The organism is Synechococcus sp. WH 7805 (assembly GCF_000153285.1).
Lineage (GTDB): Bacteria > Cyanobacteriota > Cyanobacteriia > PCC-6307 > Cyanobiaceae > Synechococcus_C.
Genome location: NZ_CH724168.1, coordinates 1052888 through 1076683 on the forward strand (window position 1 = coordinate 1052888; position 23796 = coordinate 1076683).

General features: G+C 60.1%; 23 protein-coding genes. 9 read left to right on the top strand and 14 right to left on the bottom strand.

Annotated elements, in window-relative coordinates; genetic code table 11:
* Positions 1-199: 199 nt before the first annotated feature.
* The 7 genes from WH7805_RS05670 to lipB all read right to left on the bottom strand — a co-directional run bounded on the left by WH7805_RS05670 (position 200) and on the right by lipB (position 9583).
* Positions 200-1549 (bottom strand): hypothetical protein, encoded by a 1350-nt coding sequence (locus WH7805_RS05670; RefSeq protein ID WP_006042056.1) that lies wholly within the window; start codon positions 1547-1549, stop codon positions 200-202.
* 270 nt (positions 1550-1819) lie between these two features.
* A complete protein-coding gene (gene queA, locus WH7805_RS05675; protein ID WP_006042057.1) occupies positions 1820-2944 on the bottom strand; it encodes a tRNA preQ1(34) S-adenosylmethionine ribosyltransferase-isomerase QueA in 1125 nt (374 codons plus the stop codon).
* Positions 2945-2959: 15 nt separating this feature from the next.
* Positions 2960-4855 carry an APC family permease gene (locus WH7805_RS05680; RefSeq protein ID WP_038005112.1) on the bottom strand — a complete coding sequence of 632 codons (1896 nt, stop codon included), beginning with the start codon at positions 4853-4855 and terminating at the stop codon, positions 2960-2962.
* An 85-nt stretch (positions 4856-4940) separates the two neighbouring features.
* Positions 4941-6266 carry a dihydrolipoamide acetyltransferase family protein gene (locus tag WH7805_RS05685; RefSeq protein WP_006042059.1) on the bottom strand — a complete coding sequence of 442 codons (1326 nt, stop codon included), beginning with the start codon at positions 6264-6266 and terminating at the stop codon, positions 4941-4943.
* 89 nt (positions 6267-6355) lie between these two features.
* The gene (locus WH7805_RS05690; RefSeq protein ID WP_006042060.1) at positions 6356-6799 is read right to left on the bottom strand and encodes a YlqD family protein; all 444 of its coding nucleotides are present in this window, start codon (positions 6797-6799) and stop codon (positions 6356-6358) included.
* Positions 6800-6870: 71 nt separating this feature from the next.
* On the bottom strand, positions 6871-8814 hold the full coding sequence (locus tag WH7805_RS05695) for an AMP-binding protein (RefSeq protein ID WP_006042062.1): 1944 nt from the start codon (positions 8812-8814) through the stop codon (positions 6871-6873).
* 28 nt (positions 8815-8842) lie between these two features.
* On the bottom strand, positions 8843-9583 hold the full coding sequence (gene lipB / locus WH7805_RS05700; RefSeq protein WP_050752015.1) for a lipoyl(octanoyl) transferase LipB: 741 nt from the start codon (positions 9581-9583) through the stop codon (positions 8843-8845).
* A gap of 12 nt (positions 9584-9595) precedes the next feature.
* On the opposite strand from lipB, the gene hpf reads away from it, so the two are divergent.
* The 5 genes from hpf to WH7805_RS05725 are packed head-to-tail and all read left to right on the top strand — an operon-like array spanning position 9596 to position 14301.
* A complete protein-coding gene (gene hpf, locus WH7805_RS05705) occupies positions 9596-10183 on the top strand; it encodes a ribosome hibernation-promoting factor, HPF/YfiA family (RefSeq protein ID WP_006042064.1) in 588 nt (195 codons plus the stop codon).
* A 36-nt stretch (positions 10184-10219) separates the two neighbouring features.
* The gene (locus tag WH7805_RS05710; RefSeq protein WP_006042065.1) at positions 10220-10900 is read left to right on the top strand and encodes a deoxyribose-phosphate aldolase; all 681 of its coding nucleotides are present in this window, start codon (positions 10220-10222) and stop codon (positions 10898-10900) included.
* Positions 10897-11709, top strand: a complete 813-nt coding sequence (locus WH7805_RS05715) for a DNA repair protein RecO (RefSeq protein ID WP_006042066.1) — start codon at positions 10897-10899, stop codon at positions 11707-11709. Before WH7805_RS05710 ends, WH7805_RS05715 begins: the two co-directional genes overlap by 4 nt.
* A gap of 9 nt (positions 11710-11718) precedes the next feature.
* Complete coding sequence (locus tag WH7805_RS05720) at positions 11719-13101, top strand: MFS transporter (RefSeq protein WP_006042067.1); 1383 nt, start codon at positions 11719-11721, stop codon at positions 13099-13101.
* 27 nt (positions 13102-13128) lie between these two features.
* Complete coding sequence (locus WH7805_RS05725) at positions 13129-14301, top strand: glycosyltransferase family 4 protein (protein ID WP_006042068.1); 1173 nt, start codon at positions 13129-13131, stop codon at positions 14299-14301.
* Here the strand turns inward: WH7805_RS05725 and proC are convergent.
* The 6 genes from proC to der all read right to left on the bottom strand — a co-directional run bounded on the left by proC (position 14298) and on the right by der (position 19020).
* Complete coding sequence (gene proC / locus WH7805_RS05730; protein ID WP_038004472.1) at positions 14298-15116, bottom strand: pyrroline-5-carboxylate reductase; 819 nt, start codon at positions 15114-15116, stop codon at positions 14298-14300. The genes WH7805_RS05725 and proC overlap by 4 nt on opposite strands.
* Positions 15117-15125: 9 nt before the next feature.
* The gene (locus WH7805_RS05735; RefSeq protein WP_006042070.1) at positions 15126-15695 is read right to left on the bottom strand and encodes a cell division protein SepF; all 570 of its coding nucleotides are present in this window, start codon (positions 15693-15695) and stop codon (positions 15126-15128) included.
* A 76-nt stretch (positions 15696-15771) separates the two neighbouring features.
* A complete protein-coding gene (locus WH7805_RS05740) occupies positions 15772-16422 on the bottom strand; it encodes a YggS family pyridoxal phosphate-dependent enzyme (protein WP_006042071.1) in 651 nt (216 codons plus the stop codon).
* A gap of 22 nt (positions 16423-16444) precedes the next feature.
* The gene (locus WH7805_RS05745) at positions 16445-16711 is read right to left on the bottom strand and encodes a PipX family protein (protein ID WP_038005114.1); all 267 of its coding nucleotides are present in this window, start codon (positions 16709-16711) and stop codon (positions 16445-16447) included.
* An 18-nt stretch (positions 16712-16729) separates the two neighbouring features.
* Positions 16730-17647 (bottom strand): energy-coupling factor transporter transmembrane protein EcfT, encoded by a 918-nt coding sequence (locus tag WH7805_RS05750; RefSeq protein WP_006042073.1) that lies wholly within the window; start codon positions 17645-17647, stop codon positions 16730-16732.
* Positions 17648-17652: 5 nt separating this feature from the next.
* On the bottom strand, positions 17653-19020 hold the full coding sequence (gene der / locus WH7805_RS05755; protein ID WP_006042074.1) for a ribosome biogenesis GTPase Der: 1368 nt from the start codon (positions 19018-19020) through the stop codon (positions 17653-17655).
* Positions 19021-19171: 151 nt separating this feature from the next.
* Here der and WH7805_RS05760 point away from each other — a divergent pair, with 151 nt between their 5' ends.
* Positions 19172-19555 carry a L,D-transpeptidase gene (locus WH7805_RS05760; protein ID WP_038005116.1) on the top strand — a complete coding sequence of 128 codons (384 nt, stop codon included), beginning with the start codon at positions 19172-19174 and terminating at the stop codon, positions 19553-19555.
* A gap of 31 nt (positions 19556-19586) precedes the next feature.
* Here WH7805_RS05760 and WH7805_RS05765 read toward each other — a convergent pair whose 3' ends face one another.
* A complete protein-coding gene (locus tag WH7805_RS05765; RefSeq protein ID WP_006042076.1) occupies positions 19587-20051 on the bottom strand; it encodes a DUF1823 family protein in 465 nt (154 codons plus the stop codon).
* A 172-nt stretch (positions 20052-20223) separates the two neighbouring features.
* Between WH7805_RS05765 and WH7805_RS05770 the strand changes: the two genes are divergently transcribed.
* Genes WH7805_RS05770 through WH7805_RS05780 form a run of 3 tightly spaced genes read left to right on the top strand, consistent with a single transcriptional unit; the run spans position 20224 to position 23792 of the window.
* Positions 20224-20712, top strand: a complete 489-nt coding sequence (locus WH7805_RS05770) for a hypothetical protein (protein WP_232198966.1) — start codon at positions 20224-20226, stop codon at positions 20710-20712.
* Between the two features lie 51 nt (positions 20713-20763).
* Positions 20764-21780 carry a tRNA dihydrouridine synthase DusB gene (gene dusB / locus WH7805_RS05775; RefSeq protein WP_006042078.1) on the top strand — a complete coding sequence of 339 codons (1017 nt, stop codon included), beginning with the start codon at positions 20764-20766 and terminating at the stop codon, positions 21778-21780.
* A complete protein-coding gene (locus WH7805_RS05780) occupies positions 21777-23792 on the top strand; it encodes a glycosyltransferase (RefSeq protein ID WP_006042079.1) in 2016 nt (671 codons plus the stop codon). The genes dusB and WH7805_RS05780 overlap by 4 nt, the downstream gene beginning before the upstream one ends.
* The last annotated feature ends 4 nt before the right edge of the window (positions 23793-23796 follow it).

Genomic DNA, 23796 nt, shown 5'->3' on the forward strand with positions numbered 1-23796 from the left:
CAAGACTGCCCTTAAAACATCAAAAAAAGCCCCGAATGAATCCGGGGCTTTTTCATTGATTGTTTCTACAGCAGTGCTGCAGGCCAATCGAAATGTATCCACCAAAGATGAACTGACGGCGATTGTCATTAGCAACAAAAAACCCCCGGAATTCACCGAGGGCTTTAATTCACTTAGCCTGAAAAAATCAGAGCATCAATCAGCCAAATACAACCGTGTTGCTGAAGTTCACAAAATCGAAGAGGTTCTCACCGTCGAACTCGGCGGTGAAAACATCCGCATCGACACGCAGACCTTCACGGCCGTTGCCAGTGGCAACGACGGTATTGAATTCGGCAAAAACAGGATTCAGAATTTCTAGCTCCGCACCATCATCGGATGCGAAACTTTCCAGTCGGATGCCGTTTCTACCACCTTCATCGGGGATGTCATTGCGGTTGTCAAGAGCCCAAACGGCTTCAAACAGTGCATCAATCTCACCACCGCCAAATTGCTCAAGGCGGAATCCATAATCATCGTTACCATTGGCTTGAGAATTAATGAATTCAGCAAAAATATTCCCCTGATCTTCCTCACTCAGCTTGACACCTGTACCACCAGGATCAGTTGCTAATCCATTGAGTTTGGCATTACCGTTGTTGTTGGCGAATGTATCTTGAACCTCAATAAAAATACTGCCTCTACCTGCCTCATCAAGGTCAAGACCTTCATCAAAGTTACCGTTGATTTCACTTTGACGAACTCTGATCTCCAGCCTTCCGGCACCAGCCTCATCGATATCTAGGCCGTCGTCAGTGTCATTCAGGTCAAAGGGACCGTTGTCGTTAAAAGCCGATCTGAAAACGTCTGCAGCAGCAAAGCCTTTACCAGTTTCATCAAGCTCAAAACCATCAGCGCCGTTCAGAACGAACGCACTGTTTTTAATGAGAACAGTTGCGTCACCAAAACGACCTTCATCAACGCGGAAGCCGTCACTGTCGCTAACGCTGTCCTCCCAGATACCGTTCTCTGCAATCTCCGAACCGAAGATTTTAACGAGCAGGCTTGCATCGGAATTAGCGCCGGCCAAGTCATCTTTACCGCCCGCTGTATCGCCGCCTTGGCCAGTAGCACCTGCCTGATCATCAATATGAACGCCGTGGTCCCAGAAACCCTCAACCTCAACACCTTTGAACGTAGCCGAGATAACTCCATCGGCATCGCCAGGAACGTCCAGCTCAAATCCATGCTGGGAGCGACCTTCATTACCGTTGAGCTCAAGATCTTTGATCTTGACATTTCCGGAACTACGAGATGTGATCAGAGCAACGCCCTTTCCATCAACGGCTGCACTGACGCCCTCATAAGTCTGGAAAGTATCGCTGGCCACGATCTCGGAGCCATTGCCCACAAGAACGAGATCACCAGTTCCGGTGTACTCAAGGCCACTGGTCAATTCAATTTCGCTGTCTGCCGCGAAGATAATCCTGTTCCGATCGAAGCCACCAGCGTTGGCCGCTTCAAAAGCGTCTTGAAGCTCAGCCTCGTTGGAAACAAAGAACCGTGCCATGAGAGAGGAAACATTCCAAACCGCTTCAGTATGTATTTGAGAAGAGCAGAGGAGAAGAAGAGGCGATTAAAAATCGTTTAAATAGCGCTTAAAACCCCCATCGCCCACCTTCGCACCACAAAAATCCTCTCTTTGCTCAACGAGAGCGCTTCATAATGCCGGGCCAAGATAGTAAGTCTTTAAGTCCAACCGCTCTTACCAAATCCTCCAATGGCGATCAAATCATGAGCCAAAAACAGCCCTAGAGCAGGTCAAGTCTTTGCTCGGGAGTTAAATCTTCCCAATCAGAGGCCGAGATTCTTGCAACCACGCCTTGGGGGCAATCCACATCGCATCGCCATACGAATAAAACCGATAATGATTCTCCACAGCTTGTGCATACAGGCTCAACAACCTCTCCCGTCCGATCAGAGCGCTGACAAGCAGCAAAAGTGAACTCTTTGGCAAATGGAAGTTCGTTAGCAGTCCCTGCACCACTGAAAAGCGATAACCAGGCTGAATCACCAGATCAACAGGTCCCTTCAGAGGCTGGAGTTTGCCTCCTCCTGCTTGTGCTGCCCCCTCCAGTGCGCGAACACTCGTGGTGCCAACGGCGATGACCCGCCCCCCCCGCCTGTGGCATGCCTCCACGGCGGCCACAAGCTCAGACGAGACCTCCACCCACTCGCTGTGAAGGCTGAGGTCTCGCAGATCTTCGGTTTCCACTGGACGGAAGGTGCCCAGCCCCACGTGGAGCGTCACTGAAGCGATCGTCACTCCACGGGCACGGATCGCCTGAAGCAGATCATCACTGAGATGCAGACCTGCCGTTGGTGCAGCAACCGCTCCAGGTCGTGATGCATAACGCGTTTGATAGCGCTCCTGATCAGAGTCGTCATGACGAGTGATGTAGGGAGGAAGGGGCACCTCGCCATATCGCTGCAGCAAGGCTTCGATCGCGATGGCATCGTTGTAGGTCGGAGGGAACTGGACGATGCGTCCGCCACTAGCACTGTCGCTCGCCAGAACTTGAAGGGGCAGCGAATCCTGTTCCAGGGCTTCTAGCCAAACCTGATCTCCTGGTCGCAACTTCTTAGCAGGACGTGCCAGGCACAACCAACGTCCTTCTCCCCTCGGTTCCAAAACCAGCAGTTCACCAAGTCCACCTCCCGAGCGCCTCACTCGCAAGCGGGCCTGAAGAACCCGAGTGTCATTCACCACCAACAGATCACCGGGCTGCAGTTCGCTCTGCCAGTCCCAGACCGTTGCATGCCGAACCTGCGAAGAAGACTCCTCCAAGGCAGGAACCATGAGCAATCTCGCGGCGTGCCGCGGCTCAACCGGCCTCTGAGCGATGCACTCCGCAGGCAGCTGGTAGTCGTAGGCGCTCAGCAGAAGATCCCTGGGATCAGCCACACTCTGATTCGATGATCACTCCATCGTGCCTGAGGGGTGGGGCGACGCCCCGGGCGGCTCCGTCGGGATGAAATAGCGAACGATCGAAAACACTCGACTGTGATCATTGGCGAGTGCAGCAAGGAGGCTGAGTGCCCGCTGGTTCAGCAACATGGCATCCAGTCGATCGCGCGGGATGGCCAACGGCATCACCACTGTGGTGATGCAATCCGATCGCAATCGCTCTGTTTCCATCACGAAGTCGCAGAATGGACCGATCGTCGAACTGAACGGACTCTCCAGGAGAACCAGGTCCAGGGCTCCGGTCTCCAGACCGGCGTAGCGATCCCAGGCCGAACTGATCGGACCGGCCTGTTCGGGGTTCGCCAACACGATCACAGCCGTAACGGAATCAGCAAAGGAGCAGGCGTAGCGCACGGCTTCAAACGATGGGCGGCTCAGAGCAGCCATCCAGACGATGGCATGGTGGCCGAGGGGAGGATCCCTAGGGGGCAACTGGAGCGGACCCATGGCCTCATCCGGTGCGATGGCCTCATAAACCTCCCGATAACGGTGTCGGATCCCGGCCAGCCCCCACACCAGCAAGGGGATGGCAATCACCACTGTCCAGGCGCCCTCGTCAAATTTGCTCACCACAATCACCAACAGCACCACAAAGGTGGTGAATGAACCCAGGGCGTTCATTGCCATGCGTCCCTGCCAACCCTCACCGCGCAACCGCCACCAACGCCGCACAAGCCCCAGCTGCGAAAGCGTGAATGCGCTGAACACCCCAAGGGCGTAGAGATTCACGGCAACCGTGGTGTCGCCGCGACACACCAGGATGATCGCGGCGGTGATGCCCAACAGCACACCGATTCCGTTCTGATAAACCAGGCGGTCGCCTTGCCAGCTCATCTGCAATGGCAGGCACCGGTCTTCCGCCAACATGGCCGCCAGCCTGGGAAATCCTGCAAATGCCGTGTTGGCCGCCAGCACAAGAATCAAGAGCGTGGCGATCTGAAGCACCCAGAACAGGACACTGCCGGATCCAAACACTCGCTGGCCGATCTGGGCGAGAACAGTGATGTCGGGATTGGGAGCAATCCCGTACATAAAACCCATCCCACTCACCGCAAAAAACATGGCGGAAAGCAGAAGGCCCATCACCAGGAGCGTCTGACGCGCATTCTGGGCAGCTGGCTTCCGGAACACCTTCACGCCGTTGGCGATGGCTTCGATACCGGTCATCGCTGAACATCCCGAACTGAAGGCCCGCAGGATCAAAAACAAACCGATGGGCTCCATCCCTGCTGTCAGAGGAGGTGCATCAGGAGTCCAGCCATGGTGAAACATGAGGTCCTTCAGGCCTGCAACGCTGAGCAGCGCGATCATCACCACAAACGCGTAGGTGGGTACGGCAAACACGCGGCCAGCCTCCTTCACACCTCGCAGATTGGCCCAACCCACCAGCACCAGCAGCACCAGGGCAATCGGAACTTCGTAGGGCAGAAGACTCGGATCGAGAGATGACAGCGCCTGGGTGCCGGCCATCAAACTCACGGCCGCTGTGAGGGTGTAGTCGATCAGCAGCGCTGCTGCGGCCACCAATCCCACATTGCGGCCAAGGTTGTCGCGCGCCACCACATAGGAGCCACCACCATTGGGATAGGCCGCAATGGCCTGGCGGTACGACAGCACCACAATCGCGATCAAGGCGATGATCGCCATGGTGATCGGCACCGACAGGCGCAGGGCCATACTGCCGCCAAGGATCAGGATGCCGAGTGCAGCCTCCGTTGCATAAGCCACCGACGACAACGCGTCTGATGAAAGGATCGGTAACGCCTGAATGCTGGGCAGGCGTTCGCTTGCACCACTCGAGCGCGGCAGAGGACGACCGAGAAGACGGGAGAAGATCGAAACGGACACAGGTCCATCGAAGTCACTCAAAGAGTGGCAAAAGTCTTGGTTTCACGCCGACCACAGAAAAGCTGAGGGAACGCCTGTGCCTGGATCAGAGGGCCAGGCTTTCCGGACGGGTTTCAATCAGCTCAGCCAGATCCTTGAGGAAGGCCGCGCCATCGGCGCCGTAGATCACCCGGTGATCCGCCGTGAGGTTCACCTGCATCTGCCGTTTCACAGCGATGGAACCGTCTTTCCCTGCCACCACCGTTGGACGAGACGCGGCGACAGCAAGGATCGCACCGGTTCCAGGAGGGAGAATCGCGTCAAAGCGATCCACACCGAACATCCCCAGGTTGGAGAGAGTGAAAGTGCCCGTGCTGTATTCCTCGGGCTGCAGCTGCTTGCTGCGAGAGCGCTTCACGAGATCACCCCACTGACGTGAGAGTTCATAGAGGTCGATGCGATCGGCCTGACGCAGCACCGGCGTAATCAAACCGCCATCTTCCATAGCCACAGCCACGGCCACATTCACATCGGCTGGATAGGCCATCCCTTCCGCAGTCGTGGCGGCATTCACCTGGGGATGCCGCGCCAGCGTGACGGCGACTGCCTTGGCCAGAAGGGCGGTCATCGTGACCCCCTTGGGCTTCACCTGCTTGTAAAAAGCATCAAGTTTGTCGGTGGTGATGGTGTAGCCCACCCGGAAGCTGGGCACGGCCAAGCTGGCCTCCATATTGCGGTTCACCGCAGCCTGCAGGGTGTTGAAAGGCACCGTCTCACCCGGCAGTCCGAAGCTGTTTCCGGCGGGAGCACTGGGCGGTGCGGGCACGGCTCCGCCAGAAGACGCGGCGGGTGCCGTTCCTTCACCCACTTGGGGAACGGACACCGGCCGGCCAGCGGCCCGCTCAACGTCTTCAGCCTGAATGCGGCCTTTGGGACCACTGCCGCGTACCAAAGAGAGATCCACACCCATCTGGGCGGCGAGTTTCTTGGCACGAGGGCTGACGATCAGACGCCCGGTGCTAGTCGGCGCAGGTGCGACTGGAGGGGCTGGCACGGCAGCCGGGGCCTGCGTGGTGGGAGCAGGCGGCGGGGAAGGAACTGAAACAGCTGGAGCAGGGACAGATGCTGAAGCAGAGGCCGTTGGGGCACCGGTTGACGCAGCAGCTGGAGCACCAGCGGGAGCTTTAGCCTGCGCCTCGGCGATCTCCGCTTCTGACTCAACAATCAGTCCGATCGTTTCACCCACCGGGGCCGTACTGCCAGCAGGCATCAGCACTGCAGCCAGGAACCCTTCGTTGAAGGATTCCACATCCATATCCGCCTTGTCCGACTCAACGACAAGAACGGACTCACCCCGGGCAACCTTTTCACCAGGCTTCTTGAGCCACTCCACGATCTTGCCCTCCGTCATGGTGGAGCTGAGGGCAGGCATGAAAATGTCGTGGGTTGCCAAAGCCGTCTCCGGATGGACTGAGTAGTAGGGGATTTTACGGGCCGGCAGACCGCGGCCCGTTCACTGGATCAACCCTGCTCGATCGCCTCGATCACCCCGTCGCGCACCACAACAGCCACCTGCATCTTGCTGACGAGGTTGTCACCAACCTGAACATCGCAGAAGCTCTCCAGCTGACCCTGTTCCACAATCTGTTCCATTTCAAGCTCACGCACCTGAGCCTGTTGCTGCAGCAGGTTGCGCTTCTGTTCCTCGAGCTCGGCCCGCTTGGCCGCCACCTGCTGCTGCACCTGAGCCACCTGCTCCTGAACCCGGGGATCAAGAGGGTTGGCGCTCTGACGGCGCACATCGTCAACCACCTGCTGGCCTTCCTGCTCCAATTGCGCCAGCTGCTGGTCGGTGGTGGCGATCGCCGTACTCAATTCGCGCTCGGCTTCTTCCTTCCAGGCCGGAGTCACCACAGCACGGACGGTGATGGAGCGCTTGATCGACAGGGTGGTGCCGTCGGACATGAGAGCCAAGAGGAAGCGCCAAGCGTCTCAGCCCGACGGCCAATGGTCAACCCAGGATCCCGTGCCAGCACTCAGCGCCCGTACAGCGCCTCAATCGCTTCCGAGTCCCGCTCAGTGATCCGATCGCGGCGTTGTTTCAGCGTCTGCGTTAACAACCCATTGTCGATCGAGAACGGTTCCACCAGAGCCACACCCACGAGGCGCTCATCCCCCCGAGCCCCCACCCGATCACTCAGCAGACGGTTGAGCTCTCCGCGCAGCAGTCGCCTCAAGCCCGGATCTCCTGGAGACCCGCCCAGATCCTCACCAGGATCAGCGATCTGATCACTGGCCCAGGCCCGCATCGCCTCGAGACGGGGCACAACAAGGGCCCCGAGCTGACGTTCGTCCTGTCCCACCAGCATCACCTGCTCGATCAGAGGACTGGCCACCAGGGTTTCCTCCAGGGGGCCCGGCTCGATGTTCTCGCCACTGCTGAGGACAATCGTGTCCTTGGCACGGCCGGTGAGTACCACCGACCCATCCGGGAGCAGCAGACCCAGATCACCAGTGTCAAACCAACCCTCAGCATCCAGCACCTTGGCCGTGGCTTCGGGTTTGCCGAGATAGCCCCGCATCACCTGGGGACCCCGCACCTGCACGACCCCCCGCTGGCGATAACCGAGAGGCAACCGAGTTTCGGCATCGAGAATTCGAAACTCGGTTTCCGGCATGGGCAATCCCGAGCTGCCTCGAATATTGCGCCAAGGGCGCCGGCAACTCACCACCGGGCTGGTTTCCGTCAGGCCATACCCCACGAGCAGTTCAATACCCACCGCTTCAAAGAAGGAATCCACGTGGGGAGCGATGGCGCCGCCACCGTTGATCGGAAAGCGCAGGGAACCACCACTGAGCTGACGTCGCACCTGGGGCCAGATCAGACGGGCGGCCAGCGCATGGGCCGGCCAGCGGCTGGAGGCCTCGGCAGCAGCGATGACACGATCCCGTTTGCGAACAGGGTCCAGCATCAGATTGCGACTGCGACGACGTGCCAGGGCATAGGCAGCACTGTTGGCCAGTGCTGCTTTCAACAGCCGCTGGCGAGCGGGAGGAAACGTTTTCAGAACATCATCGAAACCGGCCTGAACGGCCTCCCAGAGGCGAGGCACCGTGACCATCACCACAGGTCGAACCCGGGGTAGATCCCGTTTGAGCTGCTTAATCGTGGTGTAACTCTGCGAGCAAGCGCAGGAAAAAAAGTAGTACTCCGCGCTGCGTTCGTAGGCATGCCAAATCGGCAGAACGCTCAACACCGGATCACCTGCTTCGGGGCGAGCGACACAGGCCAGGCTGCGCATCTGATGGAGAAGGTTGGCGTGGCTGAGGGGCACGCCCTTGGGGCGCCCGGTGGTGCCGCTTGTGTAAAGGAGTGTGGCGGTAGTGCTGGTCGCGGAAGCGCGCTCCCTGGCGAGCAGTGGGTCCGGCGCCAACGCCAACTCGCCACGGGCTAAGAAGGCATCAAAAGAGAAAGCACCATCCGGAGCTTCTCCCTCCAGCACCAACACAAAGCGCAGTTGCTCTCGCCATGACCCAGGCAATTCGAGCCGTTGCAGCAGCTCGGCGTTTTGCACCACCAAAGCAACCGAAGCTGAATCCTTGAGGATGTAGCGAAGCTCTTCAACAGGTGCTGCGGCTCCCCTTACCGCATCGATGGCACCCGTTCGCATCAGCCCCTGATCAGCCACCAGCCATCGGGGACTGTTCTCTGCAAACAGGCTCACCACATCCCCCGTCGTGACGCCGATCCTGCGGAAGGCAGCCGCTGCCAGGCTGATCCTGTCGGCCAGCTCCGCGTAGCTGAAGCGCTCGGGGTGGGTTGCATGGGGAGCATCCACGGCGAGCACCTCACCGTGGTGGTCGGCGAGCCACGGCCAGACCTGATCGACACGCCCCAAAGACTCCACGTGGTGCTGACGAGCCAGGGAAGCCTGCTCGCGTGGAGTGGGACGCCAGGAAGCGTATGCGGTGGCAGTCACAGGACGGAATCGCAGTCGCCCAGGCCTATCACCAACCTGGACCTTCGGCAATCGCCGTGCTCGGAGTGTCCTTCCAGCGCAGACCAAACCGTGCGGCCATCGCCTCGCCAACCAGCGGTTGAACGTCCGAAACGCTCAACCCGGGAATCCAGTCGCTGAGCCGGCCGACGGCCCGCCCGGTGAGGCCACAGGGAACAACAGCCCCAAACCCATCCATGGCGCAACTCACGTTCAAGGCAACCCCGTGCTGAGTAATCCAGCGCCTGCACCCCACGCCAATGGCCGCCACTTTGCACTGATCAAGCCAGACCCCCGTCAAACCGGCGAGTCGCTCACCTCTGAGACCCAGCGAAGCCATCACATCAATCACCACCTGCTCCAGCTGACGCAGGTACCAATGCAGATCCGTGCAGTGGCGATGAAGGTCCAGCACGGGATAGATCACAAGCTGACCTGGACTGTGATAGGTCACTTCCCCGCCGCGATCAATGCGATGGAGGGGTGCTGGAGGTTGTTGCGGATCGAAGAGGAGATGACCTTCCGAAGCGCCGCGCCCAAGGGTGTAACAGGGTGGATGCTGCAGCAGCCATACCGCTTCTGCAGGCGGGTCGCCCCCTAAATCAGCCTCTTCCAACAGCCGACCCTGCCAGTGGCGCTGCCAGGCCCAGGCCTGCGCGAACGGTACCAAGTGAGCCGGCTGGAAAAGAAATGCCGCAGACCCTGTTCCGGAACCGGGCTTCGTCACTAGGTTGCCGATAGGACAAGGCACCGGAGGGATGCCATGAAGCTGTTGATCCATGGTCGCAACCTGGACGTGACACCTGCTCTACGCGACTACACCGAAACCAAGCTCGACAGGGCGATTCACAATTTCGGCGATCTCGTGAAAGAGGCGGATGTGCATCTCTCAGTGGCCCGGAATCCACGGGTCCCGCAGCAAACAGCGGAGGTCACCGTGTTCGCCAATGGAACGGTGATCCGAGCCCAGGAACGGAGTGAAAACCTCTATGCCAGCATCGACCTCGTGGCCAGCAAACTCGCTCGCCAGCTGAGACGTTACAAAGATCGCCACAGCGACCATCACCACAGCCACGGCCACAAAGCCAGCGAAACCCCCACAACGGAAGCTGTGCTCGACAACGAAGCCGTCGTCGAGTCACTCCTCGACGGGAAGGAGGTGCAATTGCCCAGCCCAGGCGTGCGCCGCAAATATTTCGCCATGCCACCGATGACCCTGGAACAGGCCAGGCAGCAGCTTGATCTGATCGATCACGACTTTTATGTTTTCCGCGACAGCGATAGCGGCGAGCTGCAGGTGATCTACCACCGTAACCACGGTGGTTATGGCGTGATCGAAGCGCGCGGCTGAACAACGAACCACTGACTGCTTTGCCTGTCCCTTGTGATGACCGCGCCAGCGCGCCGGCAGGACCTTCCGGACCTGCCCCCCCTGATTCATCAGGCTCTCCTCAACCCCCTGCTGCGTGAGGAGGACCTGCTCAGCCTTTGTGACGCGTCCCGTCAATACAGCTTCGGTGGCGTGGGAGCCAGCCTGATTCACCTTCAGACCATCCGCCAACGTCTGGGTGGAAGCGGGCCGGTGAGGCTGATTGCCACTGTGGCCTTCCCATTCGGTGCCCTTCCGGCCGACTTAAAGCAAGCCGAGGCTGAATGGGCTGCCGCGGAAGGTGCCGACGCCCTCGATGTCACCCCCAACCTGGCAGCGCTGGTGAACGGACAACCCAACGTCTACGCCGAAGAGTTGGCCGCGATCGCCTCTCTCGATCTACCCATGACCGTTGTTCTGGACGTGAATCAGCTCACCCGAGAGCAGTTGGCGCTTGGAGCCGAAGCGGCCCTCGATGCTGGAGCGGCCGCACTGCAGGCGGGCAATGGTTTCGGCGGCGCGGTCACGGCAGAACAGGTGAAGCAGTTGCGTCAGCTGACAGGGGGGCGTTGCGGCCTCAAGGCAGCCGGTGGCATCAAAACCCTGGAGCATGCGCTCGATCTGGTCGAGGCCGGTGCCACAGCCCTTGGAACAGGCCATGGCCCTGCCCTGGTTCAGGCTCTGCGGCATCCGGGATGAGCGGCGACAGACGATTGCAAGGGTTGGCCCTCAAGGTGGGCCCCCTTGGTGAGCACGACCGGCTGCTCACACTGCTGAGCGACGACGTCGGCGTGATTCGACTGGCTGTTCCTGGCGCCAGAAGACCCCGCAGCAGCCTGGCCGCTGCCGTGCCACTGACCTGCCTGGACCTTCAGGTCGTCGGTCGCCGCGGCCTGGCCCGGGTCCGTCAGCTTCAGGTGCAGCGCAGCTACAGCGGCCTCGGGCAGCGCCTGGACACCCTTGCAGCTGCCCAGGCACTCGCAGAGCTGGCGATCGCACTGGTGAGCTCAGATGATCCCGTGCCCGGCCTCCTGGATGCGGTGCTAATCCATCTCGAGCGACTGGACAACCTCAGCCGAGCCCCCGGTGAAAAGGTTGATCACTGCCTGGCACACGTGGTGCAGGCTGGAGTTCACCTGCTCGCGCTTGGGGGGTATGGGCTGCCACTTCAGGCCTGCTGTCGCAGCGGGGCGACCTTGACACCGCCGATTGGTCAGTGGGAGTGGCGATGCAGCGTCCTGCCGGAGGAAGGACTGGCCCTCGGAGCCTTGGCTGGAGCAACCATCCAGCTGAATCCATCGGAGCTAGCTCTCCTGCAACGTCTGCCAAGGGCAGAGTTGCCCCGCCGCAGCAATGGCGACCTCCTCGGGCCGCGACCGGTCTGGCTGAAGCTGCTTGCGGTGCTGGAGTGCTGGTGCCGAGTCCACCTGCCCCACCCGGTGCGATCCCTGACGATGGTTCGTGACTGCGTGAGCGCAGCCTCTTTGAGCGAACATGAGCCGACTTGATCAGGCCCCTTGAGCGGATCCTCCCTGAACAACCCGGAACCGACGCTTCCTACCGGAGGAAATCCCAAAGGTCCCCGTGGTCTGCAGACCGTGGTGCGCTTGGACGGATTCCGTCAGCTCTGGATCGGCCAGATCTTCTCCCAGCTCGCCGACAAGTTCTACATCGTGCTGATGGTGTACCTCATCGCCCAGTACTGGGTGACGAGCACCCCTCAGGAGAATGGGGCCCTTGCGGAAATCGCCACGGCCATCCGCATGGATTTCGAGACACGGGCCCAACGCATTACCCTCCTGGCCACCGGCGTTTATGTAGCCAACACCATTCCAGCAATGGTTCTGGGATCAGTGGCAGGTGTGTGGGTGGACCGCTGGCCAAAACGGCGCGTGATGGTTGCCTCCAACGGACTGCGCGCTCTACTCGTGCTCTTCACCCCGCTCTTTTTGCTTCCTGGCCCCCACTGGCTTGGCCTCAGCTGGGGCTACTGGGCCCTGCTGGTGATGACCTTCCTGGAATCCGTGCTTACTCAGTTCTTCGCGCCAGCGGAACAGGCAGCCATTCCCCTGCTTGTGCCCAAGGAACATCTCCTGGCAGCTAACTCGCTTTATCAGGCCACAAGCATGGGGGCCACGATCGTGGGATTCGCCCTTGGCGACCCCATCCTTCGCGGCCTAAACAGTCTGTTTCAGTTGGTGGGGCTGCGTGGCGGCGAATTTCTGCTCCTGCCGTTCTGTTACGGCATGGCTGCGCTCTGCCTCAGCACGATCCGACTGCATGAGCAACCCCGGTTCGAAGCTGTTGATTCCGTATGGAAGGAAATCGTCGCGGGTGTGCAGGTGTTGCGCGAACGGCCCTCCGTCAGAGCCGCCTTGGTTCATCTTGTCCTTCTGTACAGCTTGTTGGCAGCGCTTTACGTGCTCGCAATCAGCCTGGCCTCCGCAATCCAGGGGCTGGGCCCGACAGGTTTCGGGACCCTATTGGCGATGAGCGGTCTTGGGATGGCTATCGGAGCGGTCTTGGTTGCTCAGGTCGGCCACGGCTTCAGCCGTCGACGCCTTGCGGCCGCAGGGCTGGGAGCAATCACCTGGAGCCTGGTGCTTCTTGGCCAGCTTCGTGGAAACCTTGGCTACACCCTGGGACTTTGCAGTCTTCTCGGACTCGGTGCGGCCCTCGTTGCCATTCCCGCGCAGACCACCATTCAGGAAGACACCCCTGAATCGCAGCGGGGACGGGTGTTCGGGCTGCAAAACAACCTGATCAACATTGCCCTCAGCCTCCCTCTGGTTCTGGCAGGAGCCCTGGTGAGCAGCATCGGACTACTCCCAGTTCTTTGGGTACTTGCAGGTTTGGCCTTCATCGCCGCTGTGATCGAGCGTCCGTGGGAACGCTGCTAACTTCAGAACCAGCGCTGGAACGGTGCGGTGGGGCATATCGCCTGGCTTGGCAAAAAATCTCCGTTCTGCGGGAACGTCACTTATGGCCTCAGCACTACGAACGCCCTAAGGGAACGTGGTCACCAAATCAGCTTCATCCATTTCGCCAATCCCGGCGTACCTGGTAGCGACACCTCACTGCTTGCCAACGATCCGGATGTGAGCCTGCCGTATCTCGTCAAATCGCAGGTTTACACCATCCCATCGCCGGGGGCGCAACGGGAGCTGAGGGAATCTTTGGAGCGCCTGCAGCCCGACCTGGTGCATGCCAGCCTCACGCTGTCACCACTCGACTTCCGGCTTCCAGATCTCTGTCAGCAACTGGAAGTACCACTGGTGGCCACCTTCCACCCTCCGTTTGATGCCGGACTGCGCAATCTCACCGCTGGGACCCAACAGCTCACTTATCAGCTTTACGCCCCAGCACTGGCCCGTTTCGACCGGGTCATCGTGTTTTCCGATCTTCAGGCTGAGCTGCTGGCCCGTCTGGGCGTCCGCGAGGAACGCATCGCTGTAATTCCCAATGGGGTGGACCCTGACTGCTGGCGTCCAGACGATACGAATCTCTCCACGATCGGCAGCCCTCTCCGATCCGTGCGGGCACGCATCGGAGACCAGCGAATGTTCCTCTACATGGGGCGGGTGGCCACGGAGAAGAACGTGGAAGCCTTGCTGCGAGCTTGGAGGCTTGTGAAACCGGAGGGATGCCGTTTGGTGATCGTCGGTGATGGTCCTTTACGCACAACCCTTCAGAACGCATACAGCGGCAACGACGTGCTGTGGTGGGGCTACGAATCAGATCTGGCAAACCGGGTGGCACTGCTGCAATCAGCCGAGGTGTTCGTGCTCCCCTCCCTCGTGGAAGGCCTGTCCCTGGCCCTTCTGGAGGCAATGGCAAGCGGTTGCGCCTGTGTGGCCACGGATGCCGGTGCTGACGGCGAAGTGCTTGATCACGGAGCAGGAATCGTACTGAGCACCCAGGGGGTGACTACACAACTACGCACATTGCTCCCCGTACTCCGGGATCAACCCGTGCTCACCAGAGAGTTGGGACGCCGCGCTCGAGAGAGGGTCCTCGAGCGATACACCATGAATCGAAATATTGATGCACTTGAACGCCTCTACGCCGATGTGATACGGCATGAACCAATGGCCGCTTAACGAAGCGCGCGCCCATGCTCTGCTGCTGCAACCACCGCTTCGATCAGGGCGGACCGCACACCGGCCTGCTCCAGACGCCGAAGGGCCGCCATCGTCGTGCCCCCCGGCGAGGCAACCATGTCTTTGAGCTGACCGGGATGGAGTTCCTGCTCCTGCAGAAGGGCCGCCGTGCCCGCCAGGGTGCGATGGGCCAGATGATGGGCAAGAACACGGGGCAGACCGGCAGCCACGGCTCCATCAGCCATCGCCTCGGCCATCAACGCCACATAAGCCGGTCCGGATGAGGTGAGCGCGAGGAAGGCATCAAGTTGCGATTCCGGCAATTCGAGCACTTCACTCACAGGCTCGAACATCCGGCGCACCCATGCTTTCTGCTCTGGTGAGACGTCACGCCCCCATGCGAGCCCGCACAATCCTTCAGCCACCAGGCAAGGAGTGTTGGGAACGGCGCGCACGCAAACCCTGCTGGGGAAGGTGCTCTGCAAGCGTTCCAAGGTGACTCCAGCCAACACGGAAATCAGAAGCGGTGCATGTCCTGCAGGTGGAGTGCTGGCAGATTCAGCAACCCGATCAAGCTGCTGAGGCTTGACCGCCAGGAGCTGAACTGGTGCCTCCCATGCCTCATGAACACGAGGATCGCTAGCTGAAATCAATGTAATTTCAGAGGGCAGTTCAGGTTTCAGACGAGCCACTGACGGCTCCTGACCAACCACCGCGATCAAATCAGAACCCCGAAGGGAACCGCTTTCAACTAAAGGACGAACCAAAGCCTGGGCCATACGCCCCAGGCCGATCACACCGACTGAGAAGCTCACTGCAAAGGATCAAAGAGCTGTAGCGGTTGCAGACCAGGCAGGTGAAGGCGCGACAGTGGATTCAACTGAAGTTGACTCCATATCATTTTTGACAACAGTTGGAGTTGAAGCTTCTTCGTGGCTTGTGTTGGTCACGGTGACGCAGCTCGGTGCAAAGAGGAAAATGCTTTCACCGACACGCTCCTGATGACCGTCGATGGCGAATGTGCCTCCTGCCACAAAATCAACAGCACGCTGCGCCTGATCGGGCTCCATCATCGTGAGGTTCAGGATCACGGTCTTGCGTTCGCGCAAAGCTTGAATTGCCCTTGGCATTTCGTCAAAACTCCTGGGCTCCATCACTGAAACCTCCGCAGCGGTGGAACTGATTCCAGGCATGCCGATCACATTGGATCCAGTGAATGTCTGGTCCATCTCGAAAGGGTTGGACGAGTCGATAGGAGCTAGGGCACTGGATGGAGACGTCATCGTTTGAGGAACGTCCTCCTGCTCGCCAGCATCGTAGTCAAGATCATCGTAATCGCCGTCGAGATAGTCATCTCCTGCGACAACAGCACGAAGGCGAGAAATCAGCGACACCGGGATACTGCAGAACCTTGACCCTGAATAGCGCTCCGTTGAGTTGTGAGCAAGCGTGTACGGACCGATTGTTGCCTCAAACCGAGGACTGGCGAGGACCGAACAGCACAGAGCCAAGACGCACCCAGGTCGCCCCTGCTGCCGCGGCCTCGTGCCAATCTCCACTCATTCCCATTGAGCAATGCTGAAGCCCAAGGGAATTAGCCAGCTCACGGCACTCCCTGAACAGCTCACTGCGGTCTTCGGCCGCAACGCCCATGGGCGCCATCGTCATTAGGCCAGAGATCTGAAGGCCCTGCAGCGTTTGAAGCTCAGGCCAGGCATCCTGCAAGGCCTCAATCTCCCAGCCTCCCTTGGCTGGATCGTCCCTCAGCTTCACCTGGAGAAGCGCAGTGGGCAGCTGTTGCTCTTCAAGAGCAATGCGCGAAGCGCGCTGGGCCAGGGCAAGCGAATCAATGGAGTGGATCCAGCTGAAGGCTTTCACCACAGCTCGCACTTTGTTGGCCTGGAGTCGACCGATGAAGTGCCAACGAATCTGAGGAAGATCACGCAAAGCGTCTTGCTTCGGAAGAGCCTCCTGCACTCGACTTTCGCCGAAATCAAGCTGACCGCATGCCACAAGATCTCGAATCGCGTCGGCGGGATGGCCCTTGCTCACAGCGAGAAGCTTCACCTCACTTGGCAACGCCGTTGTTAGCTGTTGCCAGCGGCTCTGGATAGACGTCACCAGTGCGGCTCCCTCAAGCGATTCAGATGAAGGTCTGATCGAACAATTGCTTCCAACTCTCAAGATCTGCGGCCCGTTCCCGGCGACGCCTTGCCAGATTCAATTCAGCATGATGTCGGGCATCCAGATAAGGGATCACCTCAAACTGCGCACCCCGCGGCTGCAACGTGACCAGAAAAAACATTCTCTGGGCATAAAGCGTTGCATAGACATCACGGCCATCTCCGGCCGGGGCCACCCTGTACAGCATCCCGAACGTGGGGTGGTTCAGATAACCCTCAGCGCTCACAGGACTCAAGTGCATTGGTTAGAGGGCACCGTACCTGCCACGCAGACCGATCACCAGAAGCAACATCAGAGCAGAAAACCAATTAAGAGCATGCTGGCCTATGGCCGAGGGCACTGGAACAGGCCGAAAAGCCTCCGCTGGCAACCAGACCCCACCCCTTGCAAGCAGCGCCTCCGCGCCCTGTTCGGCTCTCAGCAAGATGTTGGCTAACAGCCGTTCACCAACAGCAAGAACGAGACCAAAAGATGCCTTGAAACCGAGGCGGCGGAGATTAACGGCACGACTTGCGAGGGAGCGCAGCAAGTTTTGCAATTCCTCCTGAACCAGCGGTAGAAACCGCAGAGCAAGCAAAAGCTGAAAACTGAGCCTGTCCATCGGAACCCCCAGCCGAGCCAGTGGCGCCAACCACCAACTCAGAGCCCACATCAAATCCTCACTCGGGGTCGAGAGCAGCATCAGATTCACGCTGTGAACCACCGTCACAATCAGCGTTGCGCTGTTCAAGCCGAGTTCAGCTGAACGCCGGTCTACGACCAATGGACCGAGCTGAAGCGGTCCCAGCTGAAGCGGACCAAGGCGGAGCAGTTCCCAGGACGGCGCTTGCAGCACGAGTCCCGGCACCTCACGAGCCGACCTCAAACTCAATGAGGCCCCTGGGTCTCCGGTGGGCAGCACCATGGCCAACAGACCGATTGCACATCCGAGCGCAGACAGAAACAGCAGAGAACGCCACCAGAGCCTTGGGGGCAAACCGCTTAACCCAGTCACGAGAAGCAACCCGATGACAAGACCGACTCGCCAGATGGGCCCCGCGAGCACAGGGGTCAGCAAAAACATCAGCACCCAAGCAAATTTGAGCCTGGAATCAAGACAGCGCAGCCATCCCTCCTGCCCATCCACGTATTGCCCAATCGGAATCTGTCGTAGCCAGTCCATGCCCTTCAGCCCTGGCGGTTCTGCTGACGGGCGAGGTCACGTTCGGCATCGCGCTGCTGCTTGCCCCGCCAGAACAACTTCAGCGGGGTGCCATCAAAGCCCAGACCCTCTCGGATTTGTCGTTCCACGTAGCGGCGATAAGTATCACCAAACAATTTGGGATCGTTCACGAACAACGTGAAGCTGGGGGGACGGCTAGCGACCTGGGTGCCGTAATAAAGGCGGCCCTGGCGCCCGCCTCGGGTGGTGGGAGGGCTCCGCCAGCTCAAGGCCTCTTTCAACACCTCATTCACCACAGAGGTGCTGACCCTTCGGCGGTGCTGCTCCACAGCCAGAGCAGCCAACGCAAAGATGCTGTCCACCCGCTGACCTGTCAGCGCAGAAGTGAACAGCATGGGAGCCCAGTCCAAGAAATAGAGCTTGGCTCTGAGCCCCTTCTCCATGGCCGGCATGGTGTGGCTGTCCTTCTCCACGGCATCCCACTTATTCACCACCACCACACAGGCACGCCCGTCTTCCTCGATGCGACCGGCAAGCCGTTGATCCTGCTCTGTGACACCGTCAAGAGCATCGATCACAAGGACGCAAACATCACTGCGCTCGATCGCTTTGAAACTGCGGTTAATCCCGAAGAATTCTGGGCCGTAACTGACGCTGCGACGGCGACGAATGCCCGCCGTGTCAACCAGACGCCAAGGCCTGTTCTCGCGCACGAGACTGGTATCGATGGTGTCGCGGGTCGTCCCGCGGATCGGGCTGACGATCGCCCGTTGCTCACCGCAGATGGCATTGAGCAAGCTCGACTTGCCCACATTCGGACGACCGATGATGGCGAGCTGAATTGGCTCTTCGCTGTCACCCTCCTGAGACTTTGGTGGCAGGTAGGTGAGCACCTGATCCAGCAGTTCGGCGGTCCCAGCCCCGTGAATCGCAGAGATGGGGTAGGGCTCTCCGAGACCAAGACTCCAGAACTCGGCGGCCATCGCCAGTCCCTGCTCCGGCGACTCGCATTTATTCACGGCGAGCAGAGCGGGGCAACGCTGACCGCGCAGAAATTCGGCGATAGCTTCATCGGAGGCTGTCACGCCCTGCTGACCATCCACAATCACCAGTGCGACACTGGCCTCTTCCAGGGCAAGAGCAGCCTGCTCGCGGATCTCAGGCAGGAACTCGCTGTCGTCATCGAAGACCAGCCCGCCGGTGTCTACAACTTTGAATTCACGGTCGCTCCAGTAACCGTCCTGATAAGTGCGATCACGAGTGACACCTGGCTCATCGTGCACAATCGCCTCCCTGCTGTGGCAGAGGCGGTTCACCAGCGTGGACTTGCCAACGTTGGGGCGCCCGATGATCGCGACGACGGGACGCGCCAAGTCAGACCAATGCAAACACTGTCTTGACAGTACAGAGGCACCCTGACGAGCTCCGCAGACGCCGGGCGAAAGGGAATTCTTTCCAAGGAAGACTAATGAGTCTCAAACAAGACAGCTACCGATGGTGCAGTGCTGCCGCTGTCACATCACCATGTTGGACCTCATCGCCACCCTGGTTGTGGATCTCTCCGACCAGAAGCTCACCGTCCTCGACACCCAGGACAACATCGTGCGGGTGATCCCTGTGAGTACCGGGAAAGCCTCCACACCCACGCCCACTGGCCACGCCTCAGTGGTCACGAAATACCGCTCCGTCACCATGCGCGGGCGCAATTACGTGGCGCCAGGCGTTCCCTACGCCATGTGCATCACCGCCAACGAACTGATCTGCATGCACGGTGCCCCCTGGCAGGAGGATGCGGGCCAGTCCTTCGGCGTGCCCCGCAGCAACGGCTGCGTGCGCATGCCCACGGCTCAAGCTCGATGGCTTTTTGAGAACACCCGCAAAGGCACGAAGGTAATCATCCAAGGCTGAGCCGTCTCAAACGAGCCAACTCACGCCAGGTTCAGCCAACAGGGGCATCTCCGGGATGCCCCTGCACCGGGTTCGCCGGGGGATCGCACAGTTCAGGGACAGGACCGACCGAAGGCAACTCACCTCCCTGATCGGCGAGCCAAGCGAGCAACCAGCTCACGACTGTCGCCCGTCGTGTTCTACGGGGGTACAGCTCACCGATGCGATAGCCAGCGAAGTGGAGCTGCTCCTTGAGCAGCTGCTTGTGCTCCCGCGGAATCGACCGAGTCAAGGCCACCGACGCCGGCCTGGTGGCCACGACCTCCGGAGCTTCGGGGAATGCATCGCGCCAGGACTCCGGCGTTTGAGGCCCGGCCAACCAGGGACCATCCCCTTCGGACTGCTGGCGATATCCCAGCCGCTCCCAGACCAACTCAGCAACCAATCGGTCACTGAGACGATCTGCAAGCACGGCCTCCAGAAGCGGTCGGCTCAGAGGCCAGGACAGGGTCTCCATGGACTCGAGCCTAAAACTCCTCCACAAACTGGGGTCGAACGACCTTTCACCCCCTTAAGGATTCCATTACTTTCAGGAGATGTATGTGTTCGACACCTCCCTAGAGGACTCCACGACCCTTCATGGGAACGCGCATCTTCAGCGGCTGGCTTTCCATCTGCCGAGAGAGGTGATGAAAGCGGCCAAACGCGATCGTGTCCGCCTGCTGGCCTCGACTGACTCCGATCAAGCCAACGGCATGCCCTGGAACGACGAAGGGCTCGTCACCTTCAGCTTCAGCGCCGAAACCGGGAGCAGCACGCCGGTGTTCTCCGACCGCCGCGATCACCCCCTCAGCCGCAGCGCCATCCAGCGCATTCGCTTGGGCAGCAGAGTGAGGCTCTCCGTCCGGCAGGTTCGGCGGCGTCATCCTCGTCCTGGCAGCCGACTGCAGGTGCTCAAGGTTCAGGTGCTCGATCTGGACGCCATTCCCAAAGGAGGACCAGCAAGCCCTCACAGCATCCAGACTGTGAGCCTCCAGCTTCCCCTCGATCTCATGCAGGAAGTTGAACGGCTGGCGACTCAAGAAGACTGGTCGACGCAAGCTTGGTTGCGGAATGCGATCGAGACCCAGGTACATCGCAGCCGTCAACGTCTGGAGCAGCATGAGCACGCTGCCTGAGCCAATCGGCTTGGTCGGTTAGCCAGAATGAACACAATCAGGCCAGGTCCGATGCCCTCGGTACTGCATGCGGATCTGCATCTGAACGGAAGCAGCCAGACGCGTGTTCTGAAAAGCAGGGTGCTGCAATCACCGCTTGCTGGCGTCAGTGACAAAATTTTCCGGGCCTTGGTGCGGCGTTGGAGCCGCGATGCACTGCTCTTCACCGAAATGGTCAATGCCACCAGCCTCGAGCTGGGTCATGGCCGCGGAAAAGTGGAGGAGCTCCGGCAGGAAGCAGGACCCATCGGTGTTCAACTGTTTGATCACAGGCCTGAGTCGATGGCGGATGCGGCGCGGCGAGCTGAGGATGCCGGCGCTTTTCTGATCGATATCAATATGGGATGCCCGGTGCGGAAGATCGCCCGGAAAGGCGGCGGCAGCGGCCTCATTCGTGATCCAGACCTGGCCTGCACAATCGTGGAGGCCGTGGTTGCCGCCGTCGGCATCCCTGTCACCGTGAAGACCCGTCTTGGATGGTGCAGTGTTCCTCAGGGCGGAGACAGCCACGCAGCGGCCATGGCTTGGTGCCGCAGGCTTGAAGCCGCCGGGGCCCAGCTGCTCACCTTGCATGGCCGCACCCGGGAACAACGCTTCAGCGGTCGCGCCGACTGGGAAGCGATCGCTGCTGTGAAACGCGCCCTAAGGATTCCTGTGATTGCTAACGGTGATGTGTTCAGTCCGGAGGATGCCCGGGAATGCCTTGGGGTCACCGGCGCTGATGGTGTGATGGTTGGCCGGGGAACCATGGGTGCTCCTTGGCTTGTGGGTCAGATTGACGCCGCTCTGAAAGGGTTGCCGGTGCCTCCCACGCCCGGGGCAAGCGAACGCCTCATGATCGCTGCGGACCAGCTTCAAGCGCTCGTGGCGGCTCGCGGCGATCACGGTCTGCTGATCGCCAGGAAACACATGAGCTGGACCTGCACAGGATTCAACGGAGCGTCCCAATTTCGCCAGCAACTGATGCGAGCACCCACTCCAGATCAAGCCCTCAGTTTGTTGCGCCGGCAGCACGACCAACTGGCATGAGCTGGCTGCCGCTGCTTGCCCTGATCTGGCCGGCCTGGCTGAGTCGAACACCGGAGCAGTCGAGCCCGATCTGGCGCAGACGAAGCCTGATCGTTCTGATCGGTGTCCTCACCCTGCGCTATCTGCTCTGGCGGGTCAGCGCAAGCCTGAATCTGAGCACCCCACTGAGCACAACCCTGAGCCTTCTATTGCTGGCCGCCGAAGGCTGGTTGCTTCTCAGCGGGATGGTGCCATTTGTGCTGGCTTGGCGTCGCTTCCCCGACCGCCGTCCAGCCATGCATCAGCTGCGGGAGCAATGGCGGCAAAGCCACTGGGCCCCATCGGTGGACATCCTCGTGCCCACCTACGGCGAACCCATCAATGTTCTGGAAAGAACGTTGATTGGCTGCTGCAGCCAGACCTACCCCCACACTCACGTGTGGGTCTTGGATGACAGCGGTCGCCGGGAGGTGAAAGCCCTGGCCTCTCGCCACGGCTGCACCTATGTGCATCGACCGGTCCGCTCCTCCGCCAAAGCGGGGAACCTGAACCATGGTCTGCGTCGTTGCCGAGGGGAGCTAGTGGCCGTCTTCGACGCCGATTTCATCCCACAGACCACGTTTCTCGAGAACAGCATCGGCTTTCTTCTGGATCCCGAGGTAGGGCTTCTACAGACACCCCAAACCTTCATCAACGCCGATCCTGTGATGCGGAATCTGAGAATGGAACGCTGGCTGCTCTCCGATGAGGAAAGCTTTTACCGCTGGATCGAACCTGTGCGTGACAGTTGGGGAGCGGTGGTCTGCGCCGGCACGGCATTCCTGGCTCGCCGATCTGCTCTCGACTCCGTGGGTGGTTTTGTGGAACGGGCGATCTCAGAAGATTTCGTCACCGGAATCAACCTCCGACGCAAGGGATGGAGACTCCTTTATCTGCAACAGAAGCTGAGCGCTGGTCTGGCAGCGGAGACCATGGCGGACTTCGTGCGCCAACGGCAGCGCTGGGCAAGCGGCACGCTCCAGAGCCTGCGGCTACCGGAGGGTCCTCTACGCGGAGGCGGCCTCACGCCCTGGCAAAGGGTGGCGTATCTCGAGGGCGTTGTGCACTGGATCAACAACGTGCCGCGATTGGTGCTGATCCTCATGCCTTTGAGCTACGGCCTCCTCGGGACTTTGCCGATCCTGATCACCGCTGACGATGCCGTCGGACTGCTATTACCCCTCTGGGCGACGCTTCTGATGGGAGTGGGCTGGTTGAACCGGGGGTCGCGCACTGCTGTCTTGAGCGAACTCACGGGCTGGGTTCTCACCGTTCCGCTCACAGTGACCGTGCTGGCGAATTTGATGGGCCGCATCGGTGGATTCAGGGTGACTCCAAAACACCAGCGGCGCGACCGGGGCAGCTGGAGCTTGCAACTCTCGCTACCCCTGTTGGCACTGCTGGCCCTCAACCTGTTCAATCTCCACGGTCTGCTCAAACCGCAAGCAGCTTTGGATTCCGCCGCATTCGACGGTCGCCCTCTCGGCCTTGTGTGGGCTGTGCTCAACCTGCTGAGCCTCTTCATCGCTCTGCGCGCCTGCTGGGACCCCCCGTCCCAGGACCCCTCACCCTGGCAAGCCATCGAAACCCCGGCATGGTTTCAAGATGATGGAGGCCATCGCCATGCCTGCACCCTCAAGGCCATCAGTGAATGTGGAGCAGAGCTGGAACTGCACGCTGAAAGAACACCCCTAGTGGCCAGCTCCACCCTTGGCTGGTGCAAAGAGGTGCCCCCCCTACCGGTGCAACTGGAGACGGCCCGGGGACTGCAATTGGCAGTCCGCTGGGGCCCCTTGAGCCCTATGCAGCGAAAGCAGCTGATCCGCTGGCTGTTCTGCCGCCCGAACTGCTGGCGCGATCGCATGGCCCCCCCGGAATGGAAAGCCCTTGGAGCCCTGCTCACAAAGCTGTTCTCGGCACCATCGAGACGCCCCTTTGACCGATGCCTCATGCAGCAAACTGAAGTCAACGGGTCAGGAAGCCGTATTGGTTGAAGCT

Excerpts from the sequence above, each read along its gene's own strand:
- WH7805_RS05670 (WP_006042056.1), bottom strand. The coding sequence starts at position 1,549 with ATGGCACGGTTCTTTGTTTCCAACGAGGCTGAGCTTCAAGACGCTTTT.
- WH7805_RS05685 (WP_006042059.1), bottom strand. The coding sequence starts at position 6,266 with ATGCCTGCCCTCAGCTCCACCATGACGGAGGGCAAGATCGTGGAGTGG.
- WH7805_RS05690 (WP_006042060.1), bottom strand. The coding sequence starts at position 6,799 with ATGTCCGACGGCACCACCCTGTCGATCAAGCGCTCCATCACCGTCCGT.
- hpf (WP_006042064.1), top strand. The coding sequence starts at position 9,596 with ATGAAGCTGTTGATCCATGGTCGCAACCTGGACGTGACACCTGCTCTA.
- WH7805_RS05710 (WP_006042065.1), top strand. The coding sequence starts at position 10,220 with ATGACCGCGCCAGCGCGCCGGCAGGACCTTCCGGACCTGCCCCCCCTG.
- WH7805_RS05715 (WP_006042066.1), top strand. The coding sequence starts at position 10,897 with ATGAGCGGCGACAGACGATTGCAAGGGTTGGCCCTCAAGGTGGGCCCC.
- WH7805_RS05750 (WP_006042073.1), bottom strand. The coding sequence starts at position 17,647 with ATGGACTGGCTACGACAGATTCCGATTGGGCAATACGTGGATGGGCAG.
- WH7805_RS05760 (WP_038005116.1), top strand. The coding sequence starts at position 19,172 with ATGTTGGACCTCATCGCCACCCTGGTTGTGGATCTCTCCGACCAGAAG.
- WH7805_RS05765 (WP_006042076.1), bottom strand. The coding sequence starts at position 20,051 with ATGGAGACCCTGTCCTGGCCTCTGAGCCGACCGCTTCTGGAGGCCGTG.
- WH7805_RS05770 (WP_232198966.1), top strand. The coding sequence starts at position 20,224 with ATGAAAGCGGCCAAACGCGATCGTGTCCGCCTGCTGGCCTCGACTGAC.
- dusB (WP_006042078.1), top strand. The coding sequence starts at position 20,764 with ATGCCCTCGGTACTGCATGCGGATCTGCATCTGAACGGAAGCAGCCAG.
- WH7805_RS05780 (WP_006042079.1), top strand. The coding sequence starts at position 21,777 with ATGAGCTGGCTGCCGCTGCTTGCCCTGATCTGGCCGGCCTGGCTGAGT.